General features: G+C 54.6%; 19 protein-coding genes. 11 read left to right on the top strand and 8 right to left on the bottom strand.

Going from position 1 to position 18,047, the window contains the following annotated elements; translation table 11 throughout:
- Nucleotides 1-79: 79 nt before the first annotated feature.
- From ACT3TF_RS05595 to ACT3TF_RS05575, 5 genes are read right to left on the bottom strand one after another with little or no spacing between them, the layout of a single operon-like run.
- A complete protein-coding gene (locus ACT3TF_RS05595; RefSeq protein ID WP_441684045.1) occupies nt 80-418 on the bottom strand; it encodes an STAS domain-containing protein in 339 nt (112 codons plus the stop codon).
- A complete protein-coding gene (locus ACT3TF_RS05590; RefSeq protein WP_096280757.1) occupies nt 415-1,074 on the bottom strand; it encodes an MlaC/ttg2D family ABC transporter substrate-binding protein in 660 nt (219 codons plus the stop codon). The genes ACT3TF_RS05595 and ACT3TF_RS05590 overlap by 4 nt, the downstream gene beginning before the upstream one ends.
- A 57-nt stretch (nt 1,075-1,131) precedes the next feature.
- Nucleotides 1,132-1,596: an outer membrane lipid asymmetry maintenance protein MlaD gene (gene mlaD / locus ACT3TF_RS05585; RefSeq protein WP_096280760.1), complete on the bottom strand. Its 465-nt coding sequence runs from the start codon at nt 1,594-1,596 to the stop codon at nt 1,132-1,134.
- 16 nt (nt 1,597-1,612) lie between these two features.
- The gene (gene mlaE, locus ACT3TF_RS05580; RefSeq protein WP_096280762.1) at nt 1,613-2,413 is read right to left on the bottom strand and encodes a lipid asymmetry maintenance ABC transporter permease subunit MlaE; all 801 of its coding nucleotides are present in this window, start codon (nt 2,411-2,413) and stop codon (nt 1,613-1,615) included.
- A gap of 24 nt (nt 2,414-2,437) precedes the next feature.
- Nucleotides 2,438-3,253 (bottom strand): ATP-binding cassette domain-containing protein, encoded by an 816-nt coding sequence (locus tag ACT3TF_RS05575; RefSeq protein ID WP_096280765.1) that lies wholly within the window; start codon nt 3,251-3,253, stop codon nt 2,438-2,440.
- A 276-nt stretch (nt 3,254-3,529) separates the two neighbouring features.
- On the opposite strand from ACT3TF_RS05575, the gene ACT3TF_RS05570 reads away from it, so the two are divergent.
- The 10 genes from ACT3TF_RS05570 to ACT3TF_RS05525 all read left to right on the top strand — a co-directional run bounded on the left by ACT3TF_RS05570 (nt 3,530) and on the right by ACT3TF_RS05525 (nt 10,741).
- Entirely contained in the window at nt 3,530-4,516 is a 987-nt protein-coding gene (locus ACT3TF_RS05570) for a KpsF/GutQ family sugar-phosphate isomerase (protein WP_096280768.1), read from the top strand.
- Nucleotides 4,517-4,563: 47 nt separating this feature from the next.
- Nucleotides 4,564-5,106 (top strand): KdsC family phosphatase, encoded by a 543-nt coding sequence (locus ACT3TF_RS05565; protein WP_096280771.1) that lies wholly within the window; start codon nt 4,564-4,566, stop codon nt 5,104-5,106.
- Complete coding sequence (gene lptC, locus ACT3TF_RS05560) at nt 5,107-5,676, top strand: LPS export ABC transporter periplasmic protein LptC (RefSeq protein ID WP_096280773.1); 570 nt, start codon at nt 5,107-5,109, stop codon at nt 5,674-5,676. It begins immediately after the preceding gene.
- Nucleotides 5,677-5,687: 11 nt separating this feature from the next.
- On the top strand, nt 5,688-6,191 hold the full coding sequence (gene lptA, locus ACT3TF_RS05555; RefSeq protein WP_096280776.1) for a lipopolysaccharide transport periplasmic protein LptA: 504 nt from the start codon (nt 5,688-5,690) through the stop codon (nt 6,189-6,191).
- A gap of 11 nt (nt 6,192-6,202) precedes the next feature.
- Nucleotides 6,203-6,952 carry an LPS export ABC transporter ATP-binding protein gene (lptB, locus tag ACT3TF_RS05550; protein ID WP_096280778.1) on the top strand — a complete coding sequence of 250 codons (750 nt, stop codon included), beginning with the start codon at nt 6,203-6,205 and terminating at the stop codon, nt 6,950-6,952.
- Between the two features lie 123 nt (nt 6,953-7,075).
- On the top strand, nt 7,076-8,488 hold the full coding sequence (locus ACT3TF_RS05545; RefSeq protein WP_096280782.1) for an RNA polymerase factor sigma-54: 1,413 nt from the start codon (nt 7,076-7,078) through the stop codon (nt 8,486-8,488).
- 159 nt (nt 8,489-8,647) lie between these two features.
- A complete protein-coding gene (hpf, locus tag ACT3TF_RS05540) occupies nt 8,648-8,956 on the top strand; it encodes a ribosome hibernation-promoting factor, HPF/YfiA family (protein ID WP_007114683.1) in 309 nt (102 codons plus the stop codon).
- Nucleotides 8,957-8,960: 4 nt separating this feature from the next.
- Nucleotides 8,961-9,431: a PTS sugar transporter subunit IIA gene (locus tag ACT3TF_RS05535; RefSeq protein WP_096280785.1), complete on the top strand. Its 471-nt coding sequence runs from the start codon at nt 8,961-8,963 to the stop codon at nt 9,429-9,431.
- A 62-nt stretch (nt 9,432-9,493) separates the two neighbouring features.
- Entirely contained in the window at nt 9,494-10,426 is a 933-nt protein-coding gene (gene rapZ, locus ACT3TF_RS05530) for an RNase adapter RapZ (RefSeq protein WP_096280788.1), read from the top strand.
- Between the two features lie 45 nt (nt 10,427-10,471).
- Nucleotides 10,472-10,741 (top strand): HPr family phosphocarrier protein, encoded by a 270-nt coding sequence (locus ACT3TF_RS05525; RefSeq protein WP_096280790.1) that lies wholly within the window; start codon nt 10,472-10,474, stop codon nt 10,739-10,741.
- Between the two features lie 13 nt (nt 10,742-10,754).
- Here ACT3TF_RS05525 and pmbA read toward each other — a convergent pair whose 3' ends face one another.
- On the bottom strand, nt 10,755-12,095 hold the full coding sequence (pmbA, locus tag ACT3TF_RS05520) for a metalloprotease PmbA (protein WP_441684038.1): 1,341 nt from the start codon (nt 12,093-12,095) through the stop codon (nt 10,755-10,757).
- A gap of 108 nt (nt 12,096-12,203) precedes the next feature.
- Here pmbA and yjgA point away from each other — a divergent pair, with 108 nt between their 5' ends.
- Nucleotides 12,204-12,725: a ribosome biogenesis factor YjgA gene (gene yjgA / locus ACT3TF_RS05515; protein ID WP_096280795.1), complete on the top strand. Its 522-nt coding sequence runs from the start codon at nt 12,204-12,206 to the stop codon at nt 12,723-12,725.
- A gap of 20 nt (nt 12,726-12,745) precedes the next feature.
- Here the strand turns inward: yjgA and tldD are convergent, their stop codons facing one another.
- Together tldD and ACT3TF_RS05505 are read right to left on the bottom strand one after the other, a co-directional pair.
- Nucleotides 12,746-14,197 (bottom strand): metalloprotease TldD, encoded by a 1,452-nt coding sequence (gene tldD / locus ACT3TF_RS05510; protein WP_444671745.1) that lies wholly within the window; start codon nt 14,195-14,197, stop codon nt 12,746-12,748.
- A complete protein-coding gene (locus tag ACT3TF_RS05505) occupies nt 14,194-18,045 on the bottom strand; it encodes a YhdP family phospholipid transporter (protein ID WP_444671744.1) in 3,852 nt (1,283 codons plus the stop codon). Before ACT3TF_RS05505 ends, tldD begins: the two co-directional genes overlap by 4 nt.
- Nucleotides 18,046-18,047: the final 2 nt, after the last annotated feature.

Raw genomic sequence — 18,047 nt, 5'->3', positions numbered from 1 at the left:
CTTTGGGGTCATCGTGATTAATGAGCGTAAGCGGGTCGACATAATAAAGAAAAGCGGTGCACTTGGCGATGCCGCACTGTTAAACGGCTAGCGCCGTGGACGGGTTCTCAATTAGATCGTCCAACTCAGCCAATGACGCTAGCCGCTTAAGCGGCTCAGACAAATCAATCGCATCAACGCCGATGGCACGCTGCTGGCAAATACGCAGCCATTCAAACAGCACGCTAATAGCAACGCTGCTGGCTTTATCAACGCCGCTAAAATCAAACGTCACGGCGTCTAGCTCAGTGCTTTTCAGCCACTTAACGCCACTGGCGGCCAAATCGGCCGCCAGTGCTACGTTTACGTCGCCTATGACCCTTAGAGTCGTGGTTTCTACGTGAATAGAGACGTCAGTGTGCGAATACAGCACTGTCACGCATCGCCTCCTTGTTCCAACTCTTCAACGCCTACTTCGGGCGACCACCCATTAATGACCGCATCATAATCGCGGTTATTATCACGCATCGCCTGGTCGAACTGATTACGGAATGTTAGGCCCAAATTAATGCCATTGACGATTACATTGACCACACGCCATTCGCCACCTGAAAGTCTCAGGCTATAGCTCACGGGATACACTTGGCCGTTGTTGGCAACTACTTCCATGGCAACACTAGCTTGGTCGTCGTAGCGCTGAGCCTGCTGGGAATCCAGCACTCGCAGCTCGTCATAATCAAAGGTCACCAATCCACGCGTATAGGTGTCAATCAATGTTTGACGAAACACATCGGCAAAGCGACTACGCTGCTCCGGTGAAGCATTGCGGAAATAGTTACCCATGACGCTAGCACCGATATAGCGAAAGTCAGCTACTTGATCGAGGCTGCTATCCACCAGCGCTTCAAGCTCATTCAAGTTATTGGCGTAGTAGTCTTCTCTACCGTCAAGATCCGCCATTAACGAACTTATATTGTCACGGATCATATCTTCGGGCGATTGAGACTGCGCCAGCGCCTGAAAAGGTAGCGACATTGCAACCAGCATGGTGGCTGCGACAAGCCAACGGCTAACGGCGTTATTTGCTTTTTTCATCACTTTAATCTCCCTACTCGTTATCCTATGAGAACGGCGTTTAACGTCTTGTTGCCATTAACTACTTGCCATATTGGACACAAATTGTTGAATAAGTTCTTCTAGCACCAGCGCAGACTGGGTGTCACGAATCGAGTCGCCGTCTTCGAGCATGTCAGGATCACCGCCTACACTCAGGCCAATATACTGCTCACCCAGAAGACCTGCGGTTAGGATAGAGGCAATGGAGTCGCTAGACAGCTGGCCTTCAAGCTCGCTATTCAAGCTCAATACCACGCGGGCATCATACCACTGCTGGTCTAGCTCAATGCTTTCTACCCGCCCTACCGTTACGCCTGCCATGGTGACCCGCGCACGCGGCTTTAGCCCGCCGATATTGGCAAAGTTAGCTTCCAACTGAAACGACTGCGAGGGCGCTGAAAGCGTTAGCCCACTGACGCGCAAGCCGAGGAATACCAAGCCCAAAATGCCGGCAATCATAAACAGGCCAACACCAAACTCCATGCTTTTACTACGTCTCATGAAACGACTCCACCCATCAAAGGCCGCCAAACATAACGGCCGTCATCACAAAATCAAGCCCCAGAACTGCAAGCGACGAATACACAACCGTGCGCGTGGTGGCACGTGAGATACCTTCAGAGGTAGGCACCAGATCATATCCTTGAAAGACAGCAATCCACGTCACTACCAGGGCAAAGACCAAGCTTTTGATCACGCCATTGCCAACATCGTTAACGAAGGCGACGTTAGCCTGCATATTGCTCCAATAGGAGCCTTCAAACACGCCTAGCCACTCAACGCCGACTAAATAACCACCCCAAATACCCACCACGCTAAACCCGACGGTCAGAATAGGCAGTGACACGAACCCCGCCCACAGCCGTGGCGCCACGACTCTGCGCAATGGATCAACGCCAATCATCTCCATGCTGGTTAACTGCTCAGTGGCTTTCATTAATCCAATTTCTGCGGTCAACGCAGAGCCGGCGCGGCCAGCAAACAACAGCGCGGCCACCACCGGCGCGAGCTCACGCAGCAGAGACAGCGCCACCATTTGACCCAGCGCTTGCTCAGCGCCAAAATCGACCAAAATGGTGTACCCCTGCAGCGCCAGCACCATGCCGATAAACAACCCTGACACCAGCACAATAGCCAACGAGAGTACGCCAACAAAGTGCATTTGATGCACCCATAACCGCCACCCCTCCCGAGAGGGAACGCCGACTGCCGACTGGGCAAGAAACACGCCAGCGCGGCCTAAGGCTTCCATTAAATCGCACCCTTTGCGCCCCAGACGGGTAATACGCGCGGTGCCGTTTGAGAATTTTGACTGCATTGACCCTGCCTTTGTACATTTTGCCTATTGTCGTAGCGCGGCTTGCCCCAGAATATCGCGATAAAACGCCTCAGCGGGGTAGTGAAACGGCACGGGACCGTCGGGCTCGCCATGAACAAATTGACTAACCCGTGGATCCTGGTTGATATCCAGCGTTTGCGGCGTGCCATGCGCCACTACCTGCCCATCAGCGATCAAATAGAGGTAGTCCGCAATACTCAAGGTTTCTTTAATATCGTGCGAGACCACGACAGAGGTCAGCTGTAGCGCTTGACTGAGGCGCTTAATCAGCTGAACCAAAACGCCCATTGAAATAGGGTCCTGACCAACGAAAGGCTCATCGTACAAAACCAGCTCGGGGTCTAGTGCTACGGCTCGCGCCAAGGCGACTCGCCGCGCCATTCCGCCTGAAAGCTCTGCGGGAGTTAATTCACGCGCTCCACGCAAACCTACCGCCTGCAGCTTCAGCAGCACCAGATCACGCACCATCGTGTCGGGCAAGTCGGTGTGCACGCGCAGCGGAAAGGCGACATTTTCAAACACGTCTAAATCTGAAAATAACGCACCACTTTGAAACAGCATACCCATGCGTTTACGTAGCGTGAACAGCGCTTTGCGTGAGAGGCGATGAACGTCCTGACCATCAATTAAGACTCGTCCTCGGTCCGGCGCCAACTGGCCACCTATGAGCTTAAGCAGCGTTGTCTTGCCGGTGCCACTGGGCCCCATGATAGCAGTGACTTTACCCCGCGGAATCGTCATATTGACGCCACGAAAAATCTCGTGATCGCCACGAGAAAAATAAAGATCTTCAATTTCTATGAAGGGTGTCTCTGTCATAGCTCAGTTGACTCTTAGCGCGACGCGGCTAGGGCTAACTATTATACGCCACTTGCCGCTGCCGCATTTAAAAAAACAGCGTTCTAATACATTATCGAACAACGTACTATAACTCTACTAAGCGCTATCACGCTAACCGATGTTGCGATTATTAAGCACAGCATATCTCAGCACATCTGCCCCAATAGCAGCTGAAGTACTGCCTACTAGCACTGCCAAGATGTTATTCTTAGCGCTTGTCGCCTTTTATATTTTCAATCGCCAAGAGATATCGCTATGCGCCAGCCTCTCGCCTCCCTCAGCTTACTGCGCGAAAGTGCCTTACGTACGCTGCAAATTGAGCAGGCAGCTATTGGTGGCCTGCAGGCCAAGTTAGATGAAAACTTTGACCGCGCCTGCGAGCTTATACTCGCCTGCCAGGGGCGCGTCGTGGTCACTGGCATGGGTAAATCTGGCCATATAGCCGGCAAGCTTGCCGCCACCCTAGCCAGCACCGGCACACCCGCCTTCTTTGTTCACCCAGGTGAAGCCAGTCACGGCGACCTGGGCATGATTACTCGCGCCGACGTTGTGTTGGCCCTGTCTAACTCAGGCGAAACGGCCGAAGTGACCGCCCTTCTGCCGCTACTGAAACGTTTAGGTACGCCGCTGGTCAGCATGACAGGGCGGCCTGGCTCCACGCTCGCTAAGCATGCTGATGCGCATCTAAATAGCGGCGTTGAGCGCGAGGCATGCCCGCTGGATCTCGCCCCCACTAGCTCGACCACTGCCGCCCTAGCGCTGGGTGATGCGCTCGCCGTAGCACTGCTGGAAGCCCGAGGCTTTACGGCAGAAGATTTCGCTCTTTCCCATCCGGGTGGCAGCTTAGGCAAGCGCTTGTTGCTGCGCGTGAGAGACCTTATGCACGATGGCGCACGCTTGCCGCAAATTCCGCTAGGCAGCCCGCTGCGCGACGCTTTATTGGAAATTACCCGCCAAGGGCTGGGCTTTACCTGCGTGGTTGATAGTGACGGTCGTTTAGCCGGGGTATATACCGATGGCGACCTGCGGCGCACACTGGATCAATACCACAACTTACGCGACGTCTTAGTCGATGATGTCATGACTCGGCCAGGTAAACGTATCGGCCCCGACATACTGGCAGCAGAGGCGGTACGCATTATGGAAGAGGGCCGAATTACCGCACTCGCGGTGGTTGATGAACAACAGCGCCCGGTTGGTGCCTTACATATGCATGACTTGCTTGTTAGCGGCGTTATTTAACGTATTTATCGCAAGATTTAGCGACTTCTTAAAAGAATGGAGGCTTTATGACCCTATCTGCAGCCCTACTTGATCGACTTCGCCGCGTTCGTCTATTGGCGTTAGATGTTGATGGCGTACTCACCGATGGTCGACTTTACTTTCAGGCTGACGGCATCGAAATTAAAGCCTTTCATACTCAGGATGGCCATGGTCTAAAGCTGCTTAAGCGAGTCGGCATCCACGTCGCGCTGATTACTGGCCGCGATTCGCCCATGGTTAGTCAACGTGCCGCAGCGCTGGGTATCGACCATGTCTTTCAAGGCTGCGAGGATAAGCTCGCCACCTTGCGCGGCCTGTGCCAGCGTTTGGATATAGAGCTAGAGCAAGTCGCCTATTGCGGCGATGATCTCCCCGACCTATCGGTTATCAAGCGCTGTGGTGTCGGCATTACCGTCCCCAATGCGCCGGACTATATGCACACTCATGCCGACTGGACAACGGAACGGCTTGGCGGGCACGGCGCGGTACGCGAAATTTGCGATACTCTGCTTGAAGCCCAAGGGCACTGGAGCGCAGTGCTCGACACTTACTTGCACGGCCGCACATAAATGCTTAAGCATCTTAAAACACGCCTAGGATTAACAGGGCTTTTTATCGCCTTGGGCGTGCTATTGGTGTGGCTTGGCCCAGGCGGGCCTCAAAAAACCGCTATCGACCCAGAAGCGCAGGCCCAAGAGCCAGGGCACGTCCTGGAGGATGCTGAAATCACTCTGTTTGGCGACAACGGTAACGTCTTGCAGTCATTAAAAACACCGCGCCTCATCCATACGCCGCAAAGCGGGGAAACCTGGTCTGAGAGCCCTCAGGCCACCCTGTATGACAGCGATGAGCGCCAGTGGCTAGCCAGTGCCGATGTGGGCACGCTTAATACCAATACGCAGTCCCTCGTTATGTCCGGCTCCGCGCGACTTATTGCGCCAGACGAAGGATGGCAGCTGGATACTGAAGAACTGCACTATGATGGCCTCACTCAACATGCATGGAGCGAGGCACCGGTATTACTGCAACAGCCGCCCCAGCAAATGAATGCTTCACATATGGATGTATGGTTAAACGATAGCCAGGTCCGCTTATCTGACGGTGTGCGCGGCACTCATCCACCGGCCACACAACGCTAACAGGAGTCGCCATGAAAGCACTTATCTACACCGCCCTTTTTGCGCTTGCCGTGCCGCTATCCGCGGCAGCCCAAACCAGCTCGTCTTCACAACAGGCCCCCGTGGAGGTCGAAGCCGACCGCCTAGATCTTGATCAGCGCGCGGGCACCGCCGTCTACACCGGGGATGTCAATATTCGCCAGGGCGAAATGCAGCTGCGCGGCGAACGAGTGGAAATTCAACGCAATGAGGCGGGCGAGCTTTCACGGGCAACGTCGACCGGTGAGCGTGCTTATTTGCGCCATCAGGCCGAAGGGCAAGAAGGCCCGACGGAAGGCTGGGCTCGGCGGATTATTTATCACGTCGCCGAACGCCGAGTGGAGCTCGTTGATCAAGCTGAATTGACACAGCAGGACGACAAATTTACCGGAGGTCGGCTTGAATATTTCATCGACCGTGAAGTGATTCAAGCGCGCTCAGACGTTGAAGGTAGCGAGCCGCAGCGTATACGCATGACTATTCAGCCTGAACAATAGAGAGTCTATCGATGGCAACTGCTGACAATGCGCCGATAAAAACACTATATGCCCACCACTTGGCAAAAAGTTACAAACGCCGCCGAGTGGTTAAAGATATTAACTTGGAAATCTCCCAAGGCAGCGTCGTTGGCTTACTCGGCCCTAACGGCGCGGGCAAAACCACGTCGTTTTATATGATTGTCGGGCTGGTCAAATCTGACGCCGGCAAAGTGGGTATTGACGACTTAGATTTAACTCGTGCTCCGATGCATGAGCGCGCAGCGGCAGGCATTGGCTACCTGCCCCAAGAAGCGTCTATTTTTCGCAAATTATCGGTTGCCGATAACATTATGGCGATATTAGAAACGCGCAAAGAGCTCGACCGCCCAGGTCGCGAAGAGCGCCTGGAGGCTCTGCTTGAAGATTTCCATATCACCCATATTCGCGACAACCTAGGCATGAGCCTCTCAGGGGGAGAGCGTCGCCGTGTAGAAATTGCCCGCTCGCTAGCGACCGAACCCGCCTTCATCTTGCTAGATGAGCCCTTTGCCGGGGTTGACCCCATTTCAGTGGGCGAGATTAAAACCATCATTCGCGCGCTGAAACAGCGCCACATTGGCGTTCTGATTACCGACCATAACGTCCGTGAAACGCTGGACATTTGCGATATCGCTTATATTGTCGGCGATGGCCATATCATCGCCAGCGGCCCCCCGGCATCTATCCTCACTAACCAGCAAGTCAGGGATGTTTATCTGGGCGCAGATTTTCGTCTGTAGGCTTATTTTTGCCCATAAATCCCGCCTTATAACGCTTTAACTACCAATGGCATGCTTATTGCACTTGCACCCAGCTCCCACTCGCACTAGGGTAAAGCATTCCGATTAACGAGTGGTTCTCAAATGGTCATGAAAGCTTCTCTTCAACTGCGCATTGGGACACAGCTGACCATGACACCTCAGCTGCAGCAGGCTATCGCCCTGCTGCAGCTATCGACTCTGGATCTTCGTCAGGAAATTCAGCAGGCCTTAGATGCCAACCCCATGCTGGAACAGGAAGATGAGTTCGGTGAAGAGGCCGTAAGCGAGCCTAAAGAGGAGGAGTGGTCAGAGAGCATTCCCACCGAGCTTTCCGTTGATAGCGACTGGTCGGACACCTATCAAGACATTGGCGGCACTGGCAGCAGCAGCGAGGGCCCTGATTTTGAGCGCCAGGCTGCCGAACAGAGCCTTCATGGCCACCTATTGTGGCAACTCGCCATGACCGATTTTAGTGTGCGTGAACAGCTGGTTTCCGAGAGCCTCATTGATGCACTAGATGCCAACGGCTATTTGACCCAGCCGCTTAATGATATTCGTGAAGGGCTACGCGCCCAGGGCATTGATAGCCTTAGCCAGCGCGAAGTCGAAACGACATTATTAAAACTGCAGCAATTCGAGCCCACCGGTATTTTTGCCCGCGACCTGCGTGAATGCTTGATGCTGCAGCTCGCCGCCCTGCCAGATGATACGCCACTGCTAGTGCCTGCTCGTAGGCTAGTGCGTCAGTTTCTTGAAGCGCTCAGCAAAGATGACATGCGCTTACTCAAGCGACGCTTAGGACTCGATGACGAGCAGCTAGCCGATGTCATCCAGCTAATTCGCAGCCTAGATCCACGCCCAGGCAGCGCTTATGGCGTGACCAACGACAGCTACATCACGCCCGACCTGGTGGTGCGTCATGATAATGAAGGCTGGCATTTAGAGCTCAATCAGGACGCCCTGCCTCGGTTAAGAATCCAACCTGATTACGCCAGCCTGATAAAGCGTGCGGACAAAAGTCAGGATAATCAGTTTTTGAAAGAACACCTGCAGGAAGCGCGCTGGTTAATTAAAAGCCTTTCGAGTCGTAACGACACGCTGCTGCGAGTGGGCCGTGAAATCATTACCCGTCAAATCGGCTTTCTCGAACATGGCGAAGAATCCATGAAACCGCTGATTTTGGCCGATATAGCCGCAGCCGTTGAAATGCATGAATCAACGATTTCACGGGTGACAACGCAGAAATATATTCATACGCCGCGTGGCGTGTTCGAGCTGAAATACTTTTTCTCTAGCCAAGTGAGTGGCCAGGATGGCGACAGCCACTCCAGTACCGCGATCCGCGCCCGCCTGAAAAAGCTGGTTCACGAAGAAGCGCCCAGCAAACCGCTTTCTGATAGCCGCTTAGTGACATTATTAGAAGAAGGTGGCATTCAAGTTGCAAGGCGTACGGTAGCCAAATATCGTGAAGCCATGGGCATTCCCTCTTCCAGTGAGCGGCGCCGTTTGCGCTAGGATCTGCCAGGTTGCAGCGAAACTCTCGACAAGGGCTTTGCAACGGGGCAAAAAGGGTTACAATCAAAAGGGCTACATATCTAAGTACTAAGTACAGTCCCTAAGTACGGTTCCTAAGCACGGTTCCTAAGTACAGTCCGATAGATAAGGAGTACGTCAATGCAAGTAAATATCACTGGTCATCACGTAGAACTGACTGACGCCTTGCGTGACTATGTTAATGAAAAGCTTGAACGTGTTGAGCGTCATTACGACAATATAACCACTGTGCAGGTCACCCTATCGGTGGAGAAAGAACGCCAACAGGCAGCCTGCACACTGCATGCAGCAGGCGCTGACTTACATGCAGAAGCCCTAGACAGTGATATGTATGCCGCTATCGATGCGCTAGCGGACAAAATTGATCGTCAACTCGTTAAACATAAGGAAAAAGCACAAGCTCGCGCCCAAGGCGCAGGTGTGCGTTAATTCAATGACGTTGGAAACCATACTCCCCCCAGAGCGCGTTCTTTTCGACGTCCCTGGGGGCAGCAAAAAAAGGGTGCTGGAATTTTTCAGCACCTTTATCGCCCAAAATACGCCCAGTTTAGATAGCCAAGAAGTGTTCAGTCGCTTAATCGGCCGAGAACGCTTAGGTAGCACAGGGATTGGTAACGGCGTGGCTATTCCACATGCCCGCAGCCCTCACTGCTCTACGCCTATTGCTGGTTTTTTAAAACTCTCAGAAGCGATTGATTTTGATGCTATCGACGGCGACCCCGTTGATCTAGTGTTTGTGCTGCTCGTACCGGAACAAGCGGATGACACACACCTCTCTTTGCTAGGCCAAGTAGCCACCATCATGAATGATGCGGATACTCGCCAGCGGCTACGCAAAGCAGGCAGTCAGCGCGAACTACTCGACCTCATTACAGCTAAAATTCGTGAGCATTCAGCGGATTAAGCGACAATCAATGACCATCAAGTCCCTATTTAAGCCGTTGGATTAACGCGAAGAGAAACTCTATGCAACTGGTCATCATTAGCGGTCGTTCTGGGTCTGGCAAATCTATCGCCTTACAGGCGTTGGAAGACCTAGGCTACTACGCGATTGATAACCTTCCCGTCATGCTGCTGGGGTCACTGGTCGACGAATTACGCGACCAGAGTGATCGTACCCATCTGGCGGTCAGCATTGATGCACGCAACTTACCGGGGGCTCTTGAACGCCTGCCCTCGCTATTACAAGAGTTGCGCCAGCGCACCATTGATTTCCAAGTTATCTACCTAACCACTGATGCCCGAATTCTTCTAGAGCGTTACTCCGCCACACGCCGCCGACATCCGTTGACGCGCAATAGTGAAATGACCCTTGAAGAGGCTATCAATAAAGAAGAAGAGACCCTGCATGACATACGTGATCTAGCCGATCTATTGATCGACACATCGCGACTGTCAGTACACGACCTACGCCGCCGGATTACTGACCAGGTGGCTCACCAGCAGTGCGACCAGTTGACGTTGACGTTTGAATCGTTCGGTTATAAGCGTGGGGTACCCTTGGATGCTGACCTCGTCTTCGACGTGCGCTGCCTGCCCAATCCTTACTGGGACCCAACGCTGCGACAATCGACAGGCCGTGACGCCAACATCGTTGCCTTCTTAAAAGGCTATCCCGTTGTGGATGCCATGAGTAACGATATCCAGGCATGGCTTGAGCGCTGGTTACCGGCTTATCAGAATAGCCAACGTAGCTACATGACCGTTGCTATTGGCTGCACCGGTGGTCAACATCGCTCTGTCTATATGGTGGAGCAGCTAGCAAAAAGCTTAGCGGCTCGTGTGGGCGAAGTTCAATTGCGCCACCGAGAGCTAGGCCTGCAATATACGCTGAGCGAACAGCCCCCAACGCCGTTGACCAGTCTCTCCTCGACCAGCGATCAATTACCAACGACTTAAGCACGTCTATTGATTAATGACACCACTCGGCGAAAAGGAACCAGGGTGCCAGAAAGAACACTCACACTCACCAATCAACGCGGACTACATGCCCGCGCGGCGACGAAACTAGTTAAATGCGGCCAACAGTTCACGGCTAATATACGTGTCTATAAGCAGCAGCAGGCTGCCGATGCCGCTAATATTATGTCGTTATTAATGCTCGCCGCCCCGTGCGGTACTGAGCTAGCTATACACGCCGAGGGCGACGACGCAGAACAGGCGCTTGATGCGATTCAAGCGCTGTTCGAGGCTCGCTTTGAGGAAGATCAGTAGCCATTTACGCCGATTAGTTACCGGCTACTGTCATCGCATCAATCAACCAGCTACCCGTGTGCACGCTGCCACGGGTATCGGTATCATCACCAATGCCCACTAGGCCCGCGAACATCCGCTCCAGATTACCAGCGATCGTAAACTCTTCGATCGGGTATTGAACCTTACCGTTCTCGACCCAAAAGCCGGCCGCCCCACGGGAGTAATCGCCGGTAACGCCATTAACGCCCTGGCCCATCAGCTCCGTCACCCAAATACCTTTCCCCATCTCTTGCAGCAGTGCTTCGCGAGGCTTCAGCGGTGCTGTCAGGCGTACATTGCGCGCCCCACCAGCATTGCCCGTGGTCTGCATACCCATCCGCCTAGCGCTGTAGGAAGACAGCATATAGCTTTCGATACGCCCCTCATCGATAAAGCGATTATTGCGCGTTTGCACCCCTTCGCCATCAAACGGTGAGCTCGCGGTAGCGCCCACTTCCATGGGTCGCTCTTCAAGGCTAAACCAGTCAGGAAAGAGCACAGTACCAAGCCGATCACATAAAAAAGATGACTGGCGATACAACGCTCCACCGGCGATACCGCCCAACAAATGCCCGATCAAACCACCGGATAACGACGGATCAAACAGCACTGGAAAGGTCCCCGTGGGCGGACGCTGAGCACCCAGCCTACGCAGCGTGCGTGCGGCGGCTTCACGCCCCACGTCAGCGGGGTCACGCAGTGCTCTGGGATCACGCGCAGAGGTATAGTCGTAGTCACGCTGCATGCCGCCGTCATCTTGAGCAATCAGCATGCATGATAGTGAATGGCTACTGCCTTTTTGAGTGCCTAAAAAACCATGGCTATTGGCATAAACGCGCACCCCTTCACCGCTGGACAGCGAGGCACCATCCGACTGAGAAATACCTTCCACGTCACGCCCCGCCTGCTCGCAGGCAAGCGCTAATTCAATCGCTTCATCCGTGGTAAGCGCCCAAGGATAGTGCACTTTCAAATCGGGCAGCTCGCTTGCCATCAGCGCCGCATCGGCTAGCCCTGCGGCGGGATCTTCACCGGTATATCGAGCAATCGCCAACGCTTTCTCTACGGCGGCCTGAATCGACGCGCTGCTGGCATCTGTAGATGAAGCGCTACCCTTACGCTGTCCTACGTAAAGCGTCACGGCAATACCCTGGTCTCGGGATAGCTCAACCGTCTCAACTTCGCCCAGACGCACGCTCACGCCTATACCCTGATCCACGCTTGCGCCCACTTCGGCGGCATCTGCGCCCATACGTTTTGCCAACGCTAGCGCCTCTTCGGCCCGCGCGGTGAGTAGCGACTGCTGCGCGGATGCATCAAATGCCTGTGCCATATGGCCTCCTTTTTCGCCGAATCTCTCTCAATAGAATGTCTTTGGCGAATCAATGTTGTACTCGCAGCTGGTATAATGCCGCAACGAATCTTGTCTGTGAGTCACATTATGCGTAAGCAACGTCCCGATCCAGTTGAAGTAGAAGAACAGGAAGAACGCCCTAGCAAGTCGCAACTCAAACGCGAAATGCATGCCTTACAGGCACTTGGGGAAACATTGATCGCTATGCGACCAGCAGAACGCGCCCGTTTCCCCCTCTCTGACGATATGCTGCGCGCAATTGAAGAAACCGCACGCATTCGTTCTCATGAAGGTCGCCGACGTCATATGCAGTACGTTGGCAAATTAATTCGTAAAGAAGATCTCACTGCCATTCAAGGCGTATTCGATTCCATTGATCAGGAACAAGAGCAGCGCGATCACGCCTTTCATCGCCTCGAAAAATGGCGCGAACGCTTAATTGACGAGGGCGATGAGGCTGTCGATCTGTTCATGACTGAACACCCCGACGCCGATCGTCAAACGCTGCGTCAGCTCATTCGCAATGCCCAGCGAGAACGCGAAGAGGGCAAGCCGCCAACGAGCTCGCGCAAGCTCTTCAAACACCTGCGCGAAACCCTGGCACTTTAAGCCCGAGCGTAAGACAGCGCTTACGAATGAGTACCGCCGACCGTCAGCTCATCCAACTTGAGGGTGGGCTGACCAACACCGACCGGCACCCCTTGTCCTTCTTTACCGCACACACCAATCCCGGTATCAAGGGCCATATCGTGACCGATCATCGAAACGCGCCCCATCGCCTCAGGGCCATTGCCAATAAGCGTTGCGCCTTTGACCGGCACAGTCACTTTGCCATCTTCAATTAAGTAAGCTTCACTGGCGGAAAATACGAACTTACCCGACGTTATATCAACCTGGCCACCCGCAAAACTTACTGCGTAAATGCCACGTTTTACGCTTTTGATAATGTCACTAGGCTCATCCTGACCAGCCAGCATGACGGTATTGGTCATTCGCGGCATCGGCATGTGAGCAAATGACTCGCGCCGAGCATTTCCTGTCGGCGCCATTCCCATCAAGCGAGCATTGAGCTTGTCCTGCATGTAACCGGTCAAAATACCGTCTTCGATAAGCGGCGTGTATTGGCCAGGTGTACCCTCATCATCGATACTCATTGAGCCACGACAATCGGCTAGCGTCGCATCATCTACAATATTGACGCCCTTCGCGGCGACCCGCTTGCCCATCTGCCCCGAAAAAGCGGAGCTTCCCTTACGGTTAAAATCCCCTTCAAGACCGTGGCCCACGGCTTCATGCAGCAAAATACCCGGCCATCCTGACGCCAAAACCACGGGCATTTGACCCGCGGGCGCATCAACGGCTTCGAGGTTCACCAGCGCCTGACGCACAGCTTCTTTAGCATAGCGCTCCGCCACCTGCTCATCACGCAGCTTTGCCATTGAATAACGGCCACCGCCGCCCGCGCTGCCGCGCTCACGACGACCATTTTTAACGGCAATAACGCTAACGTTAAAGCGAACCAACGGGCGAATATCCGCCGCCAGAGTGCCATCGCTGGCACGCACCAATACGACTTCATAGGTACCGGAGAGAGAGGCACTCACTTGGCTAATGCTCGGGTCCGCTGCACGCGCCACGCAATCGGCCTGCTTGAGCATGGCCACCTTATCTTCCGCGCTCAGACCTGCCAATGGATCAATCCCGACATAGCGTGACATAGCAGACACCGGGCGGACCAGTTGCCCAGGTAGGCGCTTACCGCTGCGCACAATGCCTGCCGCGGTGCGGCCAGTATCCATTAGCGCATCGGCGGTAATTTGATTTGAGTAGGCAAAGCCGGTTTTTTCACCCGCCAATGAGCGCACGCCAACCCCACCATCAATGCTGTAGCTGGCTTCTTTTACTTCGCCATCTTCTAATACCCAGCCTTCTTGCCAAGTACGCTGAAAATACAGATCGGCGTAGTCTATGCCCGCGCCCATCGCGTAGCCAAGCCCGGTTTCCAGAGCATCTAAATCCAGCCCCCCGGGTGTCAACAAAATGGCGGCAGCCGTGTCTATATCACTTTTATATACGGTCATAGGGGGCCCTCTAAAGTAACCTGCGGCGAAGTCCAAGGGCCTCGCACGCGATAATGAAGTGTCGTGACCCGATCTAGCGCGTCACCAAAAAGCTTGTCTGCGATGAATAGCGCACCGCCAACAATGGGCGCACCGACAGCAATTGCCGCGATAGGTAAACTTTGTGTCACTGGCAGTGTGACGCCAAGCCGCTGATCAAGTTCACGCGTAACCAGGTCGACATTGCCGGTAAGCGTTAAGGTGGTAGCCGGGGCATCAATTTCCAATGGCCCTCGCAGCGTTAGCAGTCCACCGGTGACATCGGCAGTACCATTGACACGGTCAAACGCCGTGCCTTGGCCGGTAACGTCAGAAAAATCTAAGCGTATGCGGCGTAAAATATTATCGAAATTGAGCAGTCCGATTAAACGCGCAGGCGCAGATTCTAGGGTGGCAAAACGGCCATCACGCATATCTGTGCTTAGGGAGCCATCGGCATTGCGCAAATCGAGTTGCCAAGGCGCTCCCGGCCAGTTCAGCGATGCTTTTACGTCGGTACTGCGGCTACGCATCACCACAGGCTGATCAAGCCGCTCAAGCGCCGTGCCGATGTCTCCACCTTGAATAGAGATATCCGCCCAAGTGTGGCTGGTGGTTGAATCTCCTTCCCAGTGAAGCTCGCCACGAGCGGAAAGCTGCCCCATGGTGAGACCGACTGGGGTCAGCGAAAACCGCTGCCCGTCGGTTTGCCAATACGCGGTCAACGGACCAAAGCGACGCGTGCCCATGGCAATCTCTGCTAAGCGTAAACGGCCATTCGGCACATCGGCCAGCCACTCGGGAATCACCGTCGGCGGCTTGCGCTGGGTCTCAACCGCCTGCCACCAGGAATCGGGTGCTGGCGTCTCGCTGTCATGCTCGACATTAGCGAGTTTCAACAAACGGTCTAGCGCAATGCCATCAATCGCAATATCCAGCGGCTGCGGCGAATCACCATTGTACAGCAAATGCCCGGTGACTAGATTACCGCCCACATCAAGATCGACCTGGCCGCCGCTGACACTACCTGACGCGTTGACATTGCCTAAACATTCCGCCTGATAAACCACACAGGGCGTTGTTAGCGAGACATTCAGCGGCATTTGGCTATCTGCGCCACTCGGTTGAGATGCGCTTAGCGCCATCATTGGCTTAATAGCCTGCTGCCACGCCAGTGGATCAATACGCGGCACATTCGCAACGAGATTTATCCCAGGCTGAGCTGGCCAAGCAGGCACTTGCTCTGCGGCACTGCCCAGATGCATCGTGCCGGCCAGCGCTTGATGACCGAACAGCCCTCGCGCAGAGAAAATATCAGCTAAGCGGCTTTCAATGCGTCCGGAATCGATATCCGCGGTTAACACCCATGGCCAGGGCTGCTGTGACGTTTTTGCAAAGGGTTCAGGTAGGTGGCTAGTAACGCCGACTAAACGACTTTCCACTCTCACGGTCGGTGTGGGCAACAGGCCAACGTGGCCCTGCCACTGTAGCTGTCCCTCTAGCGGCAAGCGCCCCTGGCTATCGTCTAACCCAGCCAAACCGAAAAGTGCCGCCGTCGCAACGCTACCTTGCAGTTGAATCCCGTCGCCCAGCGTATCAATATCGGCGTTTATTTCACCGCCCAAGACTTGGCCACTCGCCGTGCCAACCAGCCCTCCGTTTTCGCCATTTTGTAACCAGCGTAGACCCCCTTCGACCGACCGGAGACGCACCCCCAGCGGTAGATAAACAATCTCAGAGAAGCGTGGCTGCGCATTGATTTCTAGCTGAAGTGTCTCGGGCGTTTTCAGCGGCAGCGAAAGCGCAATATCGCCATCGACGTCACCGGTTATCCGCAAATCACTCAGCTGCGAAAGATCAATATCAGGCATGGCCTGAAGAAACGACATAAGCGCCGAGCCTTCCGACTGTAATTCCCCGGAGAGCTTAAGCGTCTCATTTTCCATTACCAGCTCGCCCTTGGAAGCTGCCACGCCATGGCTCTGGGCACGCTCTATCTCCGCTTTTAGCACTTTATCCTGCCACTTGAGGCGGCCCTCAATATCGTCAAGGCGCGGCCAGCCGGGCGCAATGGGCAAATGTCCTTGGGTAACGGCCAGCGCTAGCGTCGCGGTAAAGTCATCAGCGCCGACGGTTTCACCAATCGGCAAACTCAGCTGTAATGATCCTTCGGTCACGTAGCCGCCAATATCATCAAGCAGCCAGTCCTGAAGCTCATTATCCATAACACTTAGCGGCAGCCATTGAGCCAACGGGCGTTCAAGGGCATCCACATCGCTAAAATCAAGGTCTAAACCAAAATGGCCGCGCTGATTACCGCTGACCAATCCGAAGCCACCCGACACCTGAGCCCCATCCCACTCAACGTTTAGCTGCTTGCCGCTAACCATCGTGTTAGGGCCGTCGTATACCCACTCAACCTCTCCTTCGACGCTTTGCAACTGCATGGGAGCGGCAAAAAACTCGGGGAAATAAAGGGTGCTGTCGCCGTCACTACTAAACTGCACACGACCGCGAAAGTCACGCGCTTGAACCCAGGCATCAAGCGGGCCGCCGCCGGGCACCTGCTCCCAAGGCGATACTTCGACATCGCTAAGGGCGGCGTCTACTCCCCAACGACCATCCTGCTGCCCCACCTGCAGCCCCTGCACCTGACCGCGCGGCGAAAGCGTTTGCAAAACGCGCGTCAACGATTCGGGCAGCAAGACATAGTCACGCCAAGCAGTAAGCGATGCGAGTTCAAAGGCACTGGTGCGCACTTCCCACCGACCTGGCTGATGCGTGGCATGCCAATGTCTCGGCAAGGCGGGTCCAACGCTAGCACCAGGCGGCTGCGCCCACTCGACCCTGTCCGCATCGCCACTTAGCCATGCCTCACCGCCATCACCGTCGCGCTGCCACAAACCGCTGGTTTTAATATCCCTTAATACCGCGTACTGAACGTCATGGCGCAGCGTCAGTTCAGGAACTTTGACAGAAACCCTCGCCTCTTCAAGACGCCCGGCGCTCCAACGTCCCCACAGCCGCGCACTGCCACCCGCCTGCTCTAAATAAGGCATATGATCGGGGCGAAACATAGCAGCTAGCACGACCAATTGATCTAACTGAATATCCAACTGCAAAGCAGCCGAAAAGTCGCTAAAGCCATGCTGGCCAGGCTGCATTTCGACCTTTATTTCAGCCGCAGGCAAAGCAATCTCGTGTGCCTGCTGCAGTGACTGTGCAATATTGATAGCACCTTCAAGCCGAGTACGCCGCTCATCACCGGTCAGCAGCAGGGTCTGGGCGTGCAGCAGCACGGTATCTTCCCGGCCATGCAACACGACACGCGTGTCATCGACCCACAGCCGTTGGCGCAAAATTAAGCCGGTCCAGTCGTCGACAGTGGCTAGATCCATATCGGGGTCAGGTGCCAATAGCGGGAGCTTAGCAGGCTCAGGCCACTGCCACGCTGCGCCGGCGCCCTGATAAAGATGAAACTGCGTGCCGGTAATGCGAGCGTCGCTAAAGATCGGCGCTAAATTGGCAAGTGACGCCCATGTATCCAGCTGCAAGCCCGCATGGTCCAGCGAAAACAGCGCCTGACCATCCGGCGTCTCCGCATTAACGCCGTCAAGACTTAACAGCAGATCATTACGAGAAAGAGATAGCGACATGCGCTCGATAGTGACAGGCACGCCGATACGCGCTTCAAGCAGCGCTTCAATACGCGGGGTTAAGGCATCGGACTGGCTCATCACCAGGCGGAGTAACAGCAGCAGCACGGCGATGCTGCCCAATACCCATGCCGTGGCCGCCAAGCTCCAATGCACCAGTAAACGAGTCTGCATGA

The organism is Halomonas sp. AOP25-F1-15 (assembly GCF_052378675.1).
Taxonomy (GTDB): Bacteria; Pseudomonadota; Gammaproteobacteria; order Pseudomonadales; family Halomonadaceae; genus Vreelandella; species Vreelandella casei.
This window is presented reverse-complemented; position numbering and strand designations above follow the sequence as displayed.